The sequence below is a fragment of the Turicibacter sp. H121 genome (assembly GCF_001543345.1).
Lineage (GTDB): Bacteria > Bacillota_I > Bacilli_A > MOL361 > Turicibacteraceae > Turicibacter > Turicibacter bilis.
This window is the reverse complement of the sequence record NZ_CP013476.1, coordinates 1081835-1100425: the sequence shown is the minus strand read 5'-3', so window position 1 is coordinate 1100425 and position 18591 is coordinate 1081835. Positions and strand designations below refer to the sequence as shown.

At 34.1% G+C, this 18591-nt stretch carries 15 protein-coding genes; 13 read left to right on the top strand and 2 right to left on the bottom strand.

Annotated elements, in window-relative coordinates:
* Positions 1-149 precede the first annotated feature (149 nt).
* The 3 genes from AT726_RS05370 (at position 150) to AT726_RS05360 (ending at position 2950) form a co-directional block, all read left to right on the top strand.
* A complete protein-coding gene (locus AT726_RS05370) occupies positions 150-1694 on the top strand; it encodes an oligosaccharide flippase family protein (RefSeq protein ID WP_068759195.1) in 1545 nt (514 codons plus the stop codon).
* A 67-nt stretch (positions 1695-1761) separates the two neighbouring features.
* Positions 1762-2412 carry an SAM-dependent methyltransferase gene (locus AT726_RS05365; RefSeq protein ID WP_055277030.1) on the top strand — a complete coding sequence of 217 codons (651 nt, stop codon included), beginning with the start codon at positions 1762-1764 and terminating at the stop codon, positions 2410-2412.
* Between the two features lie 238 nt (positions 2413-2650).
* Positions 2651-2950 carry an RNA-binding S4 domain-containing protein gene (locus AT726_RS05360; RefSeq protein WP_055277028.1) on the top strand — a complete coding sequence of 100 codons (300 nt, stop codon included), beginning with the start codon at positions 2651-2653 and terminating at the stop codon, positions 2948-2950.
* A 311-nt stretch (positions 2951-3261) separates the two neighbouring features.
* Here the strand turns inward: AT726_RS05360 and AT726_RS05355 are convergent, their stop codons facing one another.
* Both AT726_RS05355 and AT726_RS05350 read right to left on the bottom strand, forming a co-directional pair.
* A complete protein-coding gene (locus AT726_RS05355; protein WP_206778811.1) occupies positions 3262-4152 on the bottom strand; it encodes a prenyltransferase in 891 nt (296 codons plus the stop codon).
* Between the two features lie 587 nt (positions 4153-4739).
* Positions 4740-6035, bottom strand: a complete 1296-nt coding sequence (locus AT726_RS05350) for an ISL3 family transposase (protein ID WP_068758944.1) — start codon at positions 6033-6035, stop codon at positions 4740-4742.
* Between the two features lie 436 nt (positions 6036-6471).
* Here AT726_RS05350 and AT726_RS05345 point away from each other — a divergent pair, with 436 nt between their 5' ends.
* The 10 genes from AT726_RS05345 to hpt all read left to right on the top strand — a co-directional run bounded on the left by AT726_RS05345 (position 6472) and on the right by hpt (position 18553).
* Positions 6472-7518: an ABC transporter substrate-binding protein gene (locus AT726_RS05345; RefSeq protein ID WP_055277025.1), complete on the top strand. Its 1047-nt coding sequence runs from the start codon at positions 6472-6474 to the stop codon at positions 7516-7518.
* 497 nt (positions 7519-8015) lie between these two features.
* Positions 8016-8753, top strand: coding sequence for an ABC transporter permease (locus AT726_RS05340; RefSeq protein WP_055277023.1), 738 nt, complete (start codon positions 8016-8018; stop codon positions 8751-8753).
* A gap of 172 nt (positions 8754-8925) precedes the next feature.
* A complete protein-coding gene (gene yabP, locus AT726_RS05335) occupies positions 8926-9243 on the top strand; it encodes a sporulation protein YabP (protein ID WP_055243903.1) in 318 nt (105 codons plus the stop codon).
* Positions 9243-9767: a spore cortex biosynthesis protein YabQ gene (gene yabQ / locus AT726_RS05330; protein ID WP_055243901.1), complete on the top strand. Its 525-nt coding sequence runs from the start codon at positions 9243-9245 to the stop codon at positions 9765-9767. The genes yabP and yabQ overlap by 1 nt, the downstream gene beginning before the upstream one ends.
* Before the next feature lie 40 nt (positions 9768-9807).
* Complete coding sequence (locus AT726_RS05325; protein WP_082411239.1) at positions 9808-10065, top strand: FtsB family cell division protein; 258 nt, start codon at positions 9808-9810, stop codon at positions 10063-10065.
* Positions 10066-10112: 47 nt separating this feature from the next.
* Positions 10113-10469, top strand: a complete 357-nt coding sequence (locus AT726_RS05320) for a S1 RNA-binding domain-containing protein (protein ID WP_055243898.1) — start codon at positions 10113-10115, stop codon at positions 10467-10469.
* 210 nt (positions 10470-10679) lie between these two features.
* Positions 10680-12005 (top strand): MATE family efflux transporter, encoded by a 1326-nt coding sequence (locus tag AT726_RS05315; RefSeq protein WP_068759194.1) that lies wholly within the window; start codon positions 10680-10682, stop codon positions 12003-12005.
* A gap of 359 nt (positions 12006-12364) precedes the next feature.
* On the top strand, positions 12365-13525 hold the full coding sequence (locus tag AT726_RS05310) for a SpoIIE family protein phosphatase (protein WP_055277018.1): 1161 nt from the start codon (positions 12365-12367) through the stop codon (positions 13523-13525).
* 3209 nt (positions 13526-16734) lie between these two features.
* Positions 16735-18021, top strand: coding sequence for a tRNA lysidine(34) synthetase TilS (gene tilS, locus AT726_RS05300; RefSeq protein WP_237252643.1), 1287 nt, complete (start codon positions 16735-16737; stop codon positions 18019-18021).
* Positions 18005-18553, top strand: a complete 549-nt coding sequence (gene hpt / locus AT726_RS05295) for a hypoxanthine phosphoribosyltransferase (RefSeq protein ID WP_425330334.1) — start codon at positions 18005-18007, stop codon at positions 18551-18553. Before tilS ends, hpt begins: the two co-directional genes overlap by 17 nt.
* Positions 18554-18591 lie beyond the last annotated feature (38 nt).

Here is an 18591-nt window from a genome sequence, read left to right as displayed (position 1 = left end):
TATCAAAAGGAAAAATGGACGGATTTATTTCTTTTATATGAAAAAATTTGATTTTTTTATGAAATGATTTGACCTTTTTTTTATTGTTGCCTGTTTTGATGATATAATATTAATTTGAATAGAGTGAAAGCTAGGGAGGCTTAGATGTTATGAAATCGGGTTGGATGAAAGGGACGATGATTTTAACAATCACGGCTTTTTTTGTTAAGCTATTAAGTTTGCTGTATAAAGTGCCGTATCAAAATATTTCAGGTGATGAAGGATTATACGTTTTTCAACAAGTTTATCCTTTAATCGGGATTTATACGACATTAAATGGAGTGGTATTACCAACGATTATTGCGGAATTATTATTAACGTATCAATATAGTGAGGATATTAAGCGGTATATTAAAAATTCATTATGGATTTTTGGTCTTGTGTCATTTATAGGACTATTTCTAGGCAGCCATTTGATTGCTTATATGATGGGTGATATGCAATTGAGTTGGCCGATTCGGATGGTTGGTTTAGCATTCTTACTAATTCCTACTATTTCTTATTGGCGAGGAGTTGCTCAAACGAGGGCAGAAACGATCCATGTTGTGGGCTATTCTTCAACCATTGAGCAGCTCATCCGAGTGATGGCGATTATTGTGGCTTTAGTGATGGTTCAAGGACAAAATGTTTATAAGTTAGCTTATTTTGCGTATTTAGGTGGACTCTGTGGTCCATTACTTGCAATTGCTTATTTAATGATTAAAAAGTTGGACGATAGTCCAAGGATTTATTTAAAGATGACCCATCGCCCGCATTTCTTTAAGAAAAGTGTTTATTTATTCTTAAGTGCAGGAATCTTAATTATTTTCCAATTAATCGATAGTTTCTTTGTGTTTAATTCACTTGTTAATAGTGGGGTGCCTGCATTAGAAGCCATGTCACTTAAAGGGAGTTTTGATCGAGGATTACCAATTATTCAGACAGCGACTGTCTTTACGAGTGCGATTGTCTCATCAACTGTTCCACAAATGGCAGGAGTAAGAGATTCGAAGGAACGTAAAAAGGTGTTTAATGCTTCATTATTTATGGTCATTGCATTATCAATCCCAGCTTGCGTGGGGTTGTTTAGTGTCGTAGATGAGCTAAATATTGCGTTATTTAAAGATTCAAATGGGATTGGAGCATTGAAGTTATTAACATTACAGGTTTTATTTTATCCATTTATTTTCTTATGCACAGCAATTATGCAGCAGGAAGAACAATATTCGAAATTATTAGCAGCTGTTTTGGGAGGTGTACTAGTTAAAGTCGTATTGACAGGACCATTAACTCAAAGTTTAGGTATTTGTGGAACAGCTATTGCATCAGTTGCTTCACTGGCAATGATGGCACTGATAAATTTATGTCAGTTTAGAAAGATGATGTACAAGAAGTCATTCTTTAATTTATTAAAAGTAAGCTTTTCAACAGCTGGGCTTTGGCTAGTATTAGCATATTTAGAGCCACAGATTCCGAATATTTTATCTGGATTAGATGATGTACGTGTATATAATGTTATTTCATTGGCAATTCAGGTTGGAGCTGGTGTGTTAGTCTATAGTGTGATTATGGGAATTTTCTTAATGACCTCACAGGTCGCTTCTAAAGGGGCTAAACGTCGAAAGAAACCTGCTAAGAAGCAAACATCTACCAAAAGAAAACCAGCAGAATTGTAATTGAATAAAGGGTCAATTTCTGACCAAGATAAGTAATAAGATTGAAGATAGGAAGGGGCATCATGAGATGATTTACATTGTAGGACTTGGAGCTGGGGATGAGTCTCAGTTAACGTTAGGCGTGGTAGCTAAATTAAAATCTGGGTTACCATTATTTTTAAGAACAGCAGAACATCCAATGATTAATTTCTTAGAGAAAAATGAAATTGAGTATCGTGCCTTTGATGATGTTTATATGAAGCATGAAACATTTGAGGCTGTTTATGAAGAAATTATTGAAACCATTAAAGAAGAAGCCAAAAAAGGAGATTTAATTTATGCGACACCAGGTCATCCTTGTGTGGCTGAATATGCAGTGAAACGTTTAGTGGCTGAAACAGAGGCAGTAATTATTGGAGGACAAAGTTTCTTAGATCCGATGTTTGCTGCACTTGCCATTGATCCAATTGAAGGGCTACAAGTGATGGATGCATTAGACTTTGATTATGAAGCGATTGCTCCTAAACAACATTTAATTGTTCCTCAAGTATTCGACCAATTAACAGCATCAAATTTAAAGTTAGATTTAATGGAAGTTTATGATGATGAATATGAGGTTTGTATCGTTAAAGCAGCGGGAAGTAACATCGCCGAATTAAAATGGGTTAAACTTTACGAATTAGACCATAACTTTAAATTAGATAACTTAACAACTATTTATGTGCCACCTATGAAATAGGGTTGGGCCCCCATCCTTTACAAAGTGAAGGTATCTACAACTGAGGGGGTAGTACAAAGTTTGAACTTTAATTTAAATTAAATGATAAAAACTTTTGCATTTCCTCAACTAGTAGGGCTATAAAAGGTTTGAGTTAAAATAGGTATTAAATAATGGTGTTATCGTTTTTTTTTACTAGAGTTGTAGCGTGGAAATTAAATTGTGGATAACTGCATTCAACGTTTGAAAGGAGATTTATATGCGTTTAGATAAATATTTAAAAGTGTCTCGTTTAGTGAAACGTCGTACGTTAGCAAAAGAAGTGGCTGATAAAGGACGTATTGAGATTAATGGGAAAGTTGCTAAATCAAGTTCAACGGTTAAAGTTGGCGATGAGTTGACTTTATACTATGGAAATAAAATTTTAAAAGTGCGTGTCACAGATATTAAAGATTCAACGAAAAAACAAGATGCGGCTTATATGTATGAAATTATTTCAGAAGAGCGTATCGAGCGCCCATCTTTAGATGAAGTAACAGGAATCGAAATTTTTGAATAATCAAAATGAGGTCATACTCTATGATTAATTAAAAAAGGTCATTGGAGGATGACCTTTTTTATGCTTTTATTAATAAAAACAGTTATCTTAAGTTGGTGTAAAGAGTTAAGATAACTATTCAGGATTAGAATTTTCTTGAATGATTGGGGGATAATCGTATCTTCGAAGTATTTTATTTAGATGAAGCAAAAGCTGTTATTGCTGACGTTTTAGCAAATGCTCCTAAAACATATTCTTTCTAACAAAATAAGGCTGTATCACGAAAAGATACAGCCTTATTTTTAATGAATTGATGATCGATCGATAGTTTTTTATTGAAGTAATAGGTAAGCAAAGAATTCTAAACCTAAGATGATATTGAAACTGTAAATTAAAAGTAATGGACGTGGTCCCCAGTCACGCCCCATTGTCGGATAGTGTTCTTTAATTTGATAGTAGTCTTTATACCAACGGACATATCCGTAGTAATAGAAAATTAAAAAACCTGTGACAAGCATAAGGAGGGTAATACTCCCCATAGCGTAAAGAGATAGCCAGGCGGCAATCATGATTAAAGCTTCAGGGATAATGATTTTAATTGAATTTCTAAATCCAATGACATGAGGTAAAGTCGTGCGAGTTCCTTTATCTTTTTCATAATCTGAAGTATTGTTCGTTGACATTAAGAAGATGGTCATAATCATTGGAATAATGGAATAGATAATAATCGGGGCGTTAAGAACATCTGTTTGTAAGTAAGCTGAAACGATGGTGCTAATAGCTCCAACAAAGAGTCCTGAAACAAGCTCACCAACTGGATAAACAATATAAGGTTTTGGCCCAAGTGAGTAGCAAACAGCGGCAATGACACTTAAAATTCCAATCGCTAGAATATTAAAATTATTTGTGATTAAAACAAGGGTAATTCCAGACAATCCACTGATTCCTAAGAAAAATAGTAAGACAATGATACTATCTTTGAACGTTGCATCACCGCGTACGAGTCCTTCACTTCCAGCATGATGAGTGAAAGTATTCTCATTTTCTTCATTTTTTAGATAAGCACGAATTTCATTTGAAACATTTGCCACGATATTTAGACAAAATCCAGTGACAAACATTAAGAGAAGTGGAATTAGTTTCAAGTGTCCAGCTAAGTACGCCCCAAATAATCCGCCACTTAAAACAGGAAGCCCAGTTGCAAATCCTGTACGAATTTCCATGACAGTATAGGCGCGCTGGAAAAAGCTTTTATTTCTCATTATATATTTCCTTTCTGTTTCATAATTTCAGATGATAGGCCACTATAAATCGATTTTTGTAAAATAAACAATTAGAATAGAGTTTCAACTAATAACTGCACTGATGAGGTGTTATTCGATATGTAAGATTCCATAAGATTTCTCATGAGATATCAACATGAGAAAGGAAGAAGTCATTATCAATTAAGATGACGTTTAACAGAGTAACCATTGTAGTGGCTAGCTTTAGAAGTAGGAAGATAACCTTTTGATAAATTTCAAAGTAGATTGTTCCCTGATATACAAATAGATGAAGAGTAACCAGTGACTGCATTAAATATACTTTGTACATACTGATGATAGAAGTAGTTAATGTTTTATGGTAGGTAAAAATGAATGCTTTTCGTAGTTATCAATTTTTCAAGTCACATCAGGTTAAACTTCCACATTAATCAATTGAAATCACTCATAACTAATCAACTATTTCAATGATATAAAAAATACTGGCTCTTTGTCAACTGGTGTGGGTGAAGAAATATTATACCTGTAATCGTGAGGGATTAAGCTGCTCATTGAGCAGTTTGATTCCTTTTATTTTTTTGTTCAAAGGTGTACTTATGGATAATCAAAATTCTAGCTTTGAAATGATAGAAACTACGGTATCCAAAGGCCATGCGTTTAATCACTTTAATCTTGTTATTAATCCCTTCAAGCACTCCATTGGTATAAGATGTTTCAATCGTATTTTTGATATAATCTTGGTAGTTAGTTAATGTTTTTAAAGCTGTTTTCATTTCAGGTGAAAGTAAGTCAGAGGGGTTTTGAATGGCATGATGAAAAGCATCAAAGTTGCGAAGTTTGATGGCCTGTTTGATGGTTTGATAGAAGTCATAAGTGGCTTTTAATTCCGGATCTAAAGCGAGTAAAAAGTCGATGATTTCTTGTTGAGAAATCTGCTTTTTGAAACAGTTAGAATAGAAGTAGTGGGTAGAATGGATATCCTCTTGGGCTTTTAATAAAAGGCGCCAATAATGTTTGAATTTATTGTAGAATTCTTTGTTTTGGTTCATGAAGCGAATACGAGTTTTATTGAGGGCACGAGATAAAAGTTGAACGACGTGGAACTTATCTAAAACAATTTTAGCGTTGGGAAACACCTCTTTAATGAGTGTCATATACGGAGCATACATATCAATAACAACGTGAGTTACACCTTCACGGGCCTCCTTAGAAAATCGCATGAAATAAGGTTTTAAAGTGCTTAGACGACGGTCTTCAACGATATCAATTAACTTCCCATTAGAAGCATCACAAAAAATGAATGACATAGCCCCTTCCGCTGATTTGACCGACTTAAACTCATCAAAACAAAGCACCTTTGGAAGAGAGTTAAAATGAAGGGATTGTTCCTCGTACGATGTATGAATGATCCGATTGACCGTTGAATGGGATACGTTGAGTTCACGGGCAATATCTGACTCGGATTTTTTATGGCTAGCCTCTAGGAAAATGGCTTGTTTAAGGGGATTAGAAAGGTAACAATTAGATTCCACAAGAGAGGTTTTAAGCGTAAAGGTACGATCACAATGACGGCATTTATAGCGTTGCTTTTTTAAATCGAGATAGGTATCAAAGCCAGAGAGTTTCATCATCTTAATACGAGAGGTTTTGAAGCCGTGTTTAATGATTTGTGAGTCAAAGAGATGACCACAGTTGTAACAATGGGTCGGTTGAAAAGAGAGGATACCAGAAATCACCTTAGAGCGGATCCCGTTAATCTGAACATCTTTCATCCAATTTTCTGAAAAAGTAATATTTTTATCTTTTAAATCGAGTAAAGTTAAGATACAATTATTGTGAGACATAAACCCAATCCTTTCGTGTTTTTTTTGGTCAATTACATGGTATAGAATTTGGGACGTGATGTCTCTTTTTTTATACTTATTTTTTATTCCAAATAAAAGAAGTGTGGGAATCACCCACACCAAATATTATAGAACCAAAATACTTTCCTATTATAACAAATCTATTTATCTAGAGATATAGAGGTTGTGATGTTTTTAACATAAACCGACAAAAGGATAGATAGAGATAAAAACTTTACATAAATAACGGTAATTTTATCGAGATGCTACATGGGGTATTTTTGAATTTTTGATAAGGTTCGATATTTTTATTAAATTACTTACATGATTGGATAAGTTTAGCATCATGTGTGCGAAAAGTGACTAATGATTCCTAAAGAAAAATAAGTATTCCTTAGGTATAATCTTAGACAGAATGCATAGGGAGGAATTTTAGATGAAAAGATTTTTAGCGATTTTTATTTTTATATTAGGATTAGTCGGATGTGCGAATGAAGATCAGCAGAGTGAAACACCATTAACTACAACACCTGAAGTCGTTGAACAAAATCAAACAAATGATTCAGGTGAGGAAATAAAATTAACACCTCAATTTGATCCTATATCATTTGATATGTTAGTGCCGAGTGGCTCAACAGCGATGGCACTCGCTCATTTAGTGGCGACAACACCTCAGCTAGGCGATCATGTTACTTATACCGTGCAACCATATGTTCAAGGAAGTGATCCGCTAGTAGCAGCTTTCACGTCTGAGACATCACAGGTTATTGTCGCACCAACAAATTTAGGGGCGACACTTTATCAAAAAGAGCTGCCTTATCAATTAGTCGCGACTTTAGTTTGGGGGAATTTATATTTAATTAGTAATGAGGAGTTAACATTTGATGATTTAGCGGGAAGAAAAATTACAGCCTTTGGTCAAGGAAGTACGCCCGATATTGTGTTACAGACGATTTTAGACGAAAAAGGAATACTTGATTCTGTCGAGGTTGAATATTTAGCAAGTGTTTCTGATGTTCAATCTATGTTTGCAGCGGGAGAAATTGATGTAGCTGTGATTGCTGAGCCCTCATTATCTGTTTTAAAAACAAAAATAGAAAATGTGAACGTTGTTGTTGATTTTCAAGAGCAATGGGGAGAGCTATATGGCGTGACTTCTTATCCACAAGCGAGTCTATTCGTGCATAAAGATTTAATTGAAAATCATCCAGAGGTCATTGAACCTTTATTAGCACAGGTAGAAACAAGCGTTAAGTTTGCGAATCAGTCACCAGCTGAGATGGCAAAAGAAGCAATTGAGACAGGACTTGAGATGCCAGAACCCATCATTACAGCATCAGCCCCAAATTCTAATTTAATGTTTAAAACAGCGGAAGAAGCAAAAGAAGAGATTGAACTTTATTTAGAAAAACTATATGAATTTGATCCGAAGACAGTAGGCGGTGCATTACCGGAAGATGATTTTTATTATTTAATAAAATAAGTAGTATATTTTAATTTGATGTGCATATATTATAAAGGATAGTTGCTTGAATCTCGGTTTGGTAGCCGACAAAGAGAGCAGGGGAAAGACCACCTGCCAAGTAATTGTCATTAAGCACTTAAAGATACACTTTATTCTGTTGTCTAACTTAACGTCGATTCTAGAGAGAATCACTTTTGTGAATTCAGTTTGAAGGTATTCTTTAAGTGCTTTTTTATGATAAATCTATAAAAAATAGGTCATCTATGTCAGATGACCTATTTTTGTTTGTGAAATGTTTATTTTAGTAGAAAAAATCCAAGTCTAATAGCGCGGTAAACATATATTAAAAAGATGATTAATAAACATCAAACACACAACATTTCGATGAGTGTAAAAATCACCTCAATAATTTTTATACAATACTTCATAATCCAAGCGCATTATAGCATAGAGTTTAGATAATCTAACATAAGTTATCTTTTTCATCCGTAAGATTAAATAAGGGAGGAAGTGTGATGAATCGGTATAGTCTGTTAATTATTGTAGGGGTAATGGTTTGTTATGAGTTAGCAGTCGAGATAGTAGATAAACCTATTATTTTACCTTCTATCTTGTTGATTTTTACTGAGTTATGCCGAATTATTTTTAGTTCTTCTTTTGTGAGTATTATTTGGGCAACGTTAGTGAGGACGATGATGACGTTTAGCTGTGTTTTTATCATTAGTTTGATACTAGGTGTGTTTTCTGGGTATTTTAAAATCATCCGACTGCTATTGTCTCCGATAGTGACCTTTTTACGCACGGTGCCTACGATTTCTGTGACGATTATTTTATTGATTTGGTTTGGTCGTGACTTGGGGCCGATTATGATTATGGCGCTCGTTATCTTTCCACTGTTGTATGAATTAATAGGGGGAGCCATGAATGATATTGATTCTGATTTGTTGGATGTTTGTTTGTTATTTGGAGCCACTCATTTTGAAACATTTAAGGCCCTATATTATCCACAACTTTTAAAAATACTGAGTAGTGGGGTTCAGGCTACTATTGGGTTGTCTTTTAAAGTGATGGTCATGGCTGAGGTTATGGGACAAAGTCAGGTTGGAATTGGCCAACAATTAAACAATGAAAAGACGTATTTAAATATGCCAGCTGTCTTTGCTTGGACAATTGTGCTGATCCTATTAGTTATGTTTTTTGAGATCATCATTGGCTACTTAATAAAAAAATTAATTCGTCATCTTGATGCCTGATAACGACAAGGGGGATAAAAATATGATGAAATCAAGTCGTTTTAGTGAACAAGTTGTAGCGCAAAATCATAAAATATAAGGTAGAAACAATGTGTTTCTCGACTCGAAGTTATATTTAAATTAGAGCAATCATAAGTTCTAGTGATAAAACAGATAACGGAGGGAAGAGAATATGAACATTTATGAGAAAGAGTCTTATATGAAGCAAAAACCAAGCACACTATTAGGTTATCATCAAGTGTCAATGAAGGAGCGTAAATTGATGGATGTCACTGGTATTAAGAAGTTATTAAGTTTTGATAGCGAGTTATTTACGATTGACACAACAATGGGGATTTTAACGGTGAGGGGTATGGATTTAGAGCTTAAAAATCTAGATCTTGAAAAAGGAGAGCTATCGATTATTGGGTATATCACTGGTTATGAATATGATGATTTTGGCATGGTTGGTGAAGACTCAAAAGGAATCTTTAGCAAATTATTTAAATAATGAGTTTATCAGTTCAGTTTCAATTCATGATTCATGTCCTATTGTATGGAATTTTTATTGGTGTGACATTAGATTTTGTTTGCATCGTAAAGGAGATTTTCTTTAATTATTACATGCAATGGGCCATTATTATTTTATATTGGTTAATTCAAGTGCCCCTCACTTTTGTTTATATATATAATGTCAATGAAGGTATCTTTCATCTGTACATTTTAATTTTCTTAATTGTTGGAGCTATCATTTACTTTAAGTTCTTAAAACAACCACTGCATCGTGATCTAGAAATGCTAGGAGAAAGTTTATTCACAATTGCACACTTTATAAAAAAAGTAGTGAATATCTTAGTAATTTCACCCATTATGTTTATTTACAAGCTTGTTTCTGATATAATAATGTTGTTTCTTAGAATCTTAAAGCTTTTATTTTATACGCCTTTAGCTAAATTGGGAAAATGGATGTCAAGTAAGAAGAAGGAGAGACGACGTGGCAAAAAGAAAACTAACCTTAATACAGAAGAAGAATAGAAAAAGAAGAAGACAATTGCTCTATCGTCGTGCTTTAACGATGAGTCTTTTAATAGGATTCTTTATCGTAGCGGGAGCTTTTATGTACACAGGACGTCTAGCTAAACTTACTGAAGCTAAAGAAAATTTAGCCGCATACCAACAACAATATGATGAGTTAATCGCAAAACAGGAATATTATCGCAACGAAATAAGCAAACTTGAAAATGAAGATTATATTGCTAAGCTTGCACGCGAGAAGTATTTCAAATCTGAGGAAGGCGAAATATTATTTAAGCTTCCAAAAGAACAAGAATAATTAAATTAAAATTATAAAAAATTTTATGAGGAGGACTGTCGATTTTTATGTCAATCACAGCTGGTCAAAAGTTAAATGGTAAAATCACGAGTGTGAAGAAGTTCGGTGCATTTGTGGAATTAGAAAATGGAAAATCAGGACTTGTACACATTAGTGAGTTATCTGAAAAATTCGTAGAAAAAGTTGAAGATGTTGTCAGCGTGGGTCAAGAAGTAACTGTGCGCGTTAAAGAGGTGACACCAGAAGGGAAAATTAACCTTTCAATGAAACCAGCTCGCCCAGAAAAGCCAGCTCGTCCAGCTTTAGACCTAGATAAAGCAATCACTAATTTCTTAAAAGATAGCGATGAAAAACAATCGGCTCTTAAAAAGAACATGAAAACACAACGTCGTCGTTCTAACTAATTAAGCGACACTTGTTTAGTATATATATTCTAAAACCATCCAATTTCGGATGGTTTTTTTGGTTATGTAAAGAAATACTCGGAGGCGTTTAGATGTTTTGATGGAAAGTCTCAGGGAATAAAAAATATTTACTTTATGCAAGATAGATGTTAAAATCCATTGTTGTCTTTTTTGAGGTGCACAAATTTAGTTAATTATAAGGAGAATAAAATGGGTCAAACATTAAATATGAATGATAAAGGCTTGTTATTTAAATTAACATGGCCAATTTTCATCGAGCTTGTTTTACAGATGCTTGTTGGAAATGTTGATCAGATGATGATGAGTCAATATTCTGAAAATGCTGTGGCAGCTATCGGAAATGTAAATACGATTATGAACTTTGTAACGATTACGTTTAGTATTGTGACGATGGCTATTACGATTATGGTCACACAGTATTTAGGTTCAAAAAATAAAGAGAAGGTCTCAGAGATTTATACGGTTGGAATTTTTACGAATTTAATTTTTAGTGCTATCATTAGTGCAGGGTTATTCTTTGGAAGTGACGCTTTATTTAATGCCTTGAAGATGCCTGTTGAATTACATGCAGATGCACAAGTTTATTTAAATATTGTAGGTGGGTTAGTTTTCTTACAGGCACTATTTATGGGTTTCTCAGCGATTTTTAGAAGTAATGGATTGATGAAGCAGGGGATGTATATCTCGGTCATCGTGAATGTCTTAAATATTATTGGCAACGCCATATTGTTAAATTCAATGGGCATTATGGGGATTGCCATTTCTAGTGTCTTTAGTCGTTTCATTGGAGTAATTTTAGTTTATCGTTTATTTTCGAAACGTATTGAAGGGGAATTACATTTAAAATATTTGCGCCCCTTCCCGAAAGAGACGCTTAAGCAATTATTGCGCATTGGTGTACCTGCCGGTGGAGAAAGTGTCATGTACAATTTTTCGCAGATGGTTATTTTAATGTGTGTAAATATGTTAGGAACAGCAGTCATTACAGCTCGCGTCTATGCGAATATGATTGCATGGCTATCATATTTATATTCTTCAGCTGTTGGCCAAGCCAATCAAATTATTATTGGTCACCTAGTGGGAGCGCGTGAAGAAGATGCTGCGTATAAACGTAGTTTAAAAACTTTACGTCCTACAATGATTATTACATTAATTATTTCAACCAGTGTCTTTTTATTAAGTGATCATATTTTTGGAATCTTCACAAAAAATCCAGATGTTTTATCTTTATTAAAGACGATTACATTTATTGAAATTTTCTTAGAGCTTGGTCGTGCAGTGAATATTGTGATTATTCGTGGGATGCAAGCGGCAGGTGATACGCAATATCCAGTCTTTATTAGTGTGTTATCGATGTGGGGAGTAGCAACGTTACTTTCTTATGTGTTCGGAATTGTTTTAGATTGGGGATTAGTAGGAATTTGGATGGCGATGGCACTTGATGAGTGTGTACGTGCGGTGATTTTCTATATTAGATGGAAACGTGGTGGATGGCGAGGGAAAGCCGTTATCTAGTTAGCAAAAAAGGTCAATCAATTTAGATTGGCCTTTTTGTTTTATCTACAATTTGCTACAACATCACAATTTTAATAAAGATTAAACATGTATTATATGTTCGTGAATGAATTTTTATTCATCTTTCCTTAAAAGGTTTCAATTGTTTTGACATCAATTACTGCCGAGTGCTGTAAAACGAGGTAGAAAGGCTGGAATTTTTTTAATAGATGTGCCGAAGATGTAAAAAATGTGTCTTTCGAAAGTTTAAATGCTTCCAATAAAGTGACAAATTCTCTACTAGACGGATGGTAATATAGGCTTACAAATTGAGCCCGGGGGAGGGAGCAATTAGTTAAGGTCATTAGGAGGAGAGAAGAATGGAACTCGTAACGAAAATGAAACAAACATTTTCGCCTAAGCCAAAGAGAGAGACAAGAGATAGATTAAACATCTATACGATTAGTCAACTCTTTAACCAACTAGTGAATTTTCAACAGTTAGTGAAATCACTACGTTCGTTTATTGGCAAAGGTCAATTAATCAGAGTCGATGTGATTCTTGATTGTATTGGATTAGCTATTGATAATATGATGCAATCGATGATGTATGATCGTCATGACTTTGAATTACAGTTTAATCGAATTAAAGAAGAATTAGCAAGAATTCACGTGAGGTGTTCGGATATTAAGATTAAGAGTCTTTATCCTAGACTCATTAAGATGGATTTAGTTATAAATTCGCCCCCGAAGGAATTAACGTTGTTGTCCATTCAAGCAATACTTGAAAGTATTACGAATGAACCACTTCGATTGATTGTTGAGAAAACGAAGGGCAAACAAACTAAAATAAAAGTTTATTCCTCTAATATGTTTAAAATTGATCATGCGGTTTCTTATGTTGGGAAAGATGGAAATAAAATTTCAGGTGATAGTTATATCTATGAGAATTTCACAAATGGTCAAACGTTTATTGCAATTAGTGATGGAATGGGAAATGGCGAGCTGGCTCACAAAGAGAGCTCAGAAGCTTTAAAAATTTTGAAATGTTTGCTAAGTTTTAATATTCCAATTAAAACAGCCATTCAAACCTTACAGCAATTAAAACAACATTCCAATGCGAACGAAAGATTTTTTTCGTTAGATATTTGTATGATTGACCGGGAACGTCAGCGGGCGACTTTTTACAAAAAAGGAGCGACACCTACGTTTCTTGTACGAAATCATCAAATTGAATTAATTAATTTGGCTCAACTTCCAGTTGGCGTCATGAGTGATCAAGAAGTTGATCATGTAACGTTAAGTTTAGAAGAAGATGATGTGCTACTCATGTGTAGCGATGGTATTGTAGAGCAGTATCCAGATATAAAGGAATTAGAACAAGTCATATTAAATCAAATGGGGAAATCCCCCAAAAATATAGCAAAAAATATTCTTCAAGCAACAGTTAGTAAACATAAAGGAAAAATTAAAGACGATATGATGGTTTTAGTGGTTGAGTATAAGCGGCAAGGTGTAGCTCAAGCTCAATATGCGTCTTAAAGCCATAGGTTTAATCTTGTTTTTATTAATGATTATTGATTAAGTAGTAGATATATTAAATTGATTAGAATCAACTATTTTATATTAAATTCTTTATGGCTGGCAACGTAAAGAATTTAATCAATAGAATAGATTGAAAATTTATGTCGAAAGTGGGGATATATCGGTAAAATTTAATCGGAAATTTATGCGGTATGCAAGGGTAGTTTGTTTTGATACCAATTTTTAATCATGTGACTTGAAGTCATAGATTAAAATGTTAGAGAGAATCTATGTATTTGGGTTCTTAAAGTAGTATCGTATGTGATGTGTGTATGAGTTTGGTAAACAAACCAGAAGTCGGAGCTGGTTTGAAAAAGTGTGTGAGTAAATTAGTGTGATGTGTGTGAAGTTTGGTAAACAAACCAGAAGTCGGAGCTGGTTTGAAAAAGTGTGAAAGTAAATTAGTGTGTGATGTGTGTATGAGTTTGGTAAACAAACCAGAAGTCGGAGCTGGTTTGAAAAAGTGTGCGAGTAAGTTAGTGTGTGATGTGTGTATGAGTTTGGTAAACAAATCAGAAGTCGGAGCTGGTTTGAAAAAGTGTGCGAATAAATTAGTGTGATGTGTGTATGAGTTTGGTAAACAAATCAGAGTGAGAGCTGGTTTGAAAAAAGTGTGTGTAAGTTAGTGTGTGATGTGTGTGAAGTTTAGTAAACAAACCAGAAGTCGGAGCTGGTTTGAAAAAAAGTGTGCGAGTAAGTTAGTGTGTGATGTGTGTGAAGTTTGGTAAACAAGTCAGAAGTGAAAGCTGGTTTGAAAAAGTGTGTGAGTAAATTAGTGTGATGTGTGTATGAGTTTGGTAAACAAATCATAAGTCAGAGCTGGTTTGAAAAAGTGTGCGAATAAATTAGTGTGATGTGTGTATGAGTTTGGTAAACAAATCAGAGTGAGAGCTGGTTTGAAAAAAGTGTGTGTAAGTTAGTGTGTGATCTGTGTGAAGTTTAGTAAACAAACCAGAAGTCGGAGCTGGTTTGAAAAAAAGTGTGCGAGTAAGTTAGTGTGTGATGTGTGTGAAGTTTGGTAAACAAGTCAGAAGTGAAAGCTGGTTTGAAAAAAGTGTGCGAGTAAGTTAGTGTGATGTGTGTGAAGTTTGGTAAACAAACCAGAAGTCGGAGCTGGTTTGAAAAAGTGTGAAAGTAAATTAGTGTGTGATGTGTGTATGAGTTTGGTAAACAAACCAGAAGTCGGAGCTGGTTTGAAAAAGTGTGCGAGTAAGTTAGTGTGTGATGTGTGTGAAGTTTGGTAAACAAACCAGAAGTCGGAGCTGGTTTGAAAAAGTGTGCGAGTAAGTTAGTGTGTGATGTGTGTATGAGTTTGGTAAACAAATCAGAAGTCGGAGCTGGTTTGAAAAAGTGTGCGAATAAGTTAGTGTGATGTGTGTATGAGTTTGGTAAACAAATCAGAGTTAGAGCTGGTTTGAGAAAAAAGTGTGCGAGTAAGTTAGTGTGTGATGTGTGTATGAGTTTGGTAAACAAATCAGAAGTCGGAGCTGGTTTGAAAAAAGTGTGCGAGTAAGTTAGTGTGATGTGTGTGAAGTTTAGTAAACAAACCAGAAGTCGGAGCTGGTTTGAAAAAAGTGTGCGAGTAAGTTAGTGTGTGATGTGTGTGAAGTTTGTTAAGTAAATCAGAAGTCGGAGCTGGTTTGAAAAAAGTGTGCGAGTAAGTTAGTGTGTGATGTGTGTGAAGTTTGTTAAGTAAATCAGAGTTAGAGCTGGTTTGAGAAAAAAGTGTGCGAGTAAGTTAGTGTGATGTGTGTATGAGTTTGGTAAACAAACCAGAAGTCGGAGCTGGTTTGAGAAAAAAAGTGTGTGAGTAAGTTAGTGTGTGATGTGTGTGAAGTTTGGTAAACAAATCAGAAGTCGGAGCTGGTTTGAAAAAGTGTGCGAGTAAGTTAGTGTGTGATGTGTGTGAAGTTTAATGATCTATATGTAAAACGTTGAGCTAATATAGGGACGTTTAGTTAGTAATAAAAATTGCTAAAGTTTAATAGTAGGGTAGTATGATAATTAAGGTTTCAAAATGTAAGAAAATTAATTATTGAATCAGATGAATGATTTAGTCGGTAAAACGTATGGATGGAGTTGAGATAAGTTTTCCATGTGTGAGTATGTGTATGAGTTTGGTAAGTAAATCCAGATTCAGAGCTAGTTTGTAACAAATAGGTATGAAAATCAGATTAAGGTCAGAGCTAATCTGATTAAAATGAGTTAAAGAATGTATATGCGAGTTAATTGATTAATAGGTTCCAGTCGGAGTGGGCATATTAATAGTGGAACTTATCCACAATTTAAAAAAATCAGAAACGAAATTGATTTTATGTACAGGAATTTATAAAAGTAGAGGCTATCTTATAGATAGAATATCTCATAATTGGGGTCGGAGCCAATTTTGTTGATCGATCACTTAATAATTGAATGAAGTCTTGAGTAAGACGAAGATTAAAAATATGAAAGGACTTATGAATTCATACTCTAGAAAGAGCCATAAAGAATGGATGAGAATAAAAATGTATGAAGTAATAAATCAAAGATTATTTATTATAGTCAAATATCCAGGTGGTTATACATAAGTAATTTAAAATTAAGAAAAGATTCTAAGAAAACAAAAAGAGCTACCAACGTTTGCTGGTGGCTCAAAAAATTAATGTAGTATAATAGTGCTTTTCCATGTGAGAAGCCGTGTTCGGACAGACAATTGAATAGATGCCACGATAGAAATATCGTTTTTACCGGATACAGGGCCGTATTCGGAGGTCCGCCTAAGATGAAGGACCACTAATAAGTAATTTTATCTGTTAATAAAAATTGATGCTTAAGGCTAAGGAAATTAATAAGATTATGTGCGCAAGTAATCTTGTTTAATATTCTTTAGTAACGCACCTTTTGTGCAAGTTTATAGATTGTAATAGAGCTCATTACAATTAAAAGCGATCAGAATTTTATCTGATCGTTTTTAATTATAATTGGATAATGGGGAAAAAGTGTATGAAACTTTAGGCGATACTTTTTTTTTACCTCAAAATGGATATAATAGATTATAAGCGTTTTTTATGAGTTATAAGGAGTTTGAGATTTTAATGCAAAAGGTTATATTAGAGACGATAAAAAAATACAATTTATTTGAGAAAAACAACTCGGTTATTGTAGCTGTGTCGGGAGGTGCGGATTCGATGGCATTATTGCATTTCATGAAGCACTTTGCTACAACTCATCAACTACGTTTAATCGTGGCTCATGTTAACCATAAAAAACGAGAAAACTCAGAGTTAGATGAAATCTTAGTTGAACAAGTTTCACGTGCTTATGATCTTCCCTATGAGGTCTATTACTTACCTAAAACGAATGAGGTTGAAAACTTTCATGAATATGCGAGAAATAAACGTTATGAGTTCTTTAAGTCAGTAGCCAACGATTACGGGGCGGGATGTTTAGTGACAGCACATCACGCAGATGATCAACTAGAGACTCAGCTTCATCGGTTCTTATATCAAAATATTCCTAGTGGTTTAATTGGCATTGAACCAACGACTATAAATGAAGGATTAAAAGTTGTTCGACCTTTAATTGCTGTTACTAAGAAACAAATCTATGAATATTGTGAAAAAGAGCAAGTCTTGTTCAGGGAAGATGAATCTAATAAAAGTGATGTTTATACAAGAAATCGTATTAGAAAGTATATTGTTCCGGAGTTGGTGAAAGAAAGTCCATCTATTTATGAACATGCAAGGATGATTAGTGAGCAATTAAGTGAAGATGAAGCCTACTTTTCCGCACAAGTTGATCAATTAATGAGTCATGTTTTTCAAAGTGAAGGAACTTTTGAAGTCTCGCGAAGTTTTCTTCAAGAATTACCTCCAAGTTTAATGAGACGTCTTATTAAACGGATTTTACAGAAGTTTACACTCAAAGATATTCAAACGATGCATATTGAAGAAATTCAAAAACTTATTAAAAATCCGAAGCCTAATTTAATGTTAACCTTACCACATCAAATCAGTTGTATAATCGCATATGATGTAGTAAAATTCTCTACAATACCTCTATTGGAGCATGACTATGAAGTGGTTCTATCATTTGATACAAGGACAGTTTTACCCATTGGTTCTGTGATTAAAGTAAGTGAGAACAAAGTCGATGAAAAAACGGAAAAATCTTGCATTAATAAAGTTCATTTGTGTTATAATGAAATAGAATTACCTTTAAAAGTTAGAACGCGTAGACCAGGCGATCGTATTCAGTTAATGAATGATTATGGATCTAAAAAAGTAAAGGAAATTATGATTGAAAATAAGATTCCTAGGGTACTAAGAGATTCTTGGCCTATTGTAACAGATGCCAATGATCAAATCATTTGGATCCCGCTTTTAAAAAAGTCAGCGCTTTGTCATCGACAAGTAAAAGGTCATGTAATTACAATTGATTATTGCCACCGTGGAGGGAATGAAAAAGATGCATAACGATATTAAAGAAATTTTATTTACAACTGAGCAAATTGAGGCCAAAGCAGCAGAATTAGCAAAACAATTAGAAATCGACTATGCGGATAAAAAACCAATTTTATTAGGTTTATTAAAAGGATCAATTCCTTTTATCGGAGATTTAATGAAACACATGAACATTCCAGTTCAAATCGAATTTATGGATGTTTCTAGCTATCACGGGGGAACAACTTCTTCTGGACAAGTTAAAATTTTAAAAGACTTAGATACTTCAGTGGAAAATCGTCATATCATCATTGTTGAGGATATCGTAGATACAGGGTTCACATTAGATAAAGTGATTGCGTTATTAAAACATCGTGGAGCAGCTTCAGTTGAGGTGGTAACAATGTTAGATAAACCAGAAGGACGCGTCGTTGTCATGGAACCTAAATATATTGGATTTAATATTCCAAAAGCATTCGTTGTAGGATACGGATTAGATTATGATGAGTATTATCGTAATTTACCATATGTAGGTATTCTTAAAGAAGAAGTCTATATGAATTAAGAAAGAGGTGCGAAAATGCCGCCAATTAATCCAAAGGA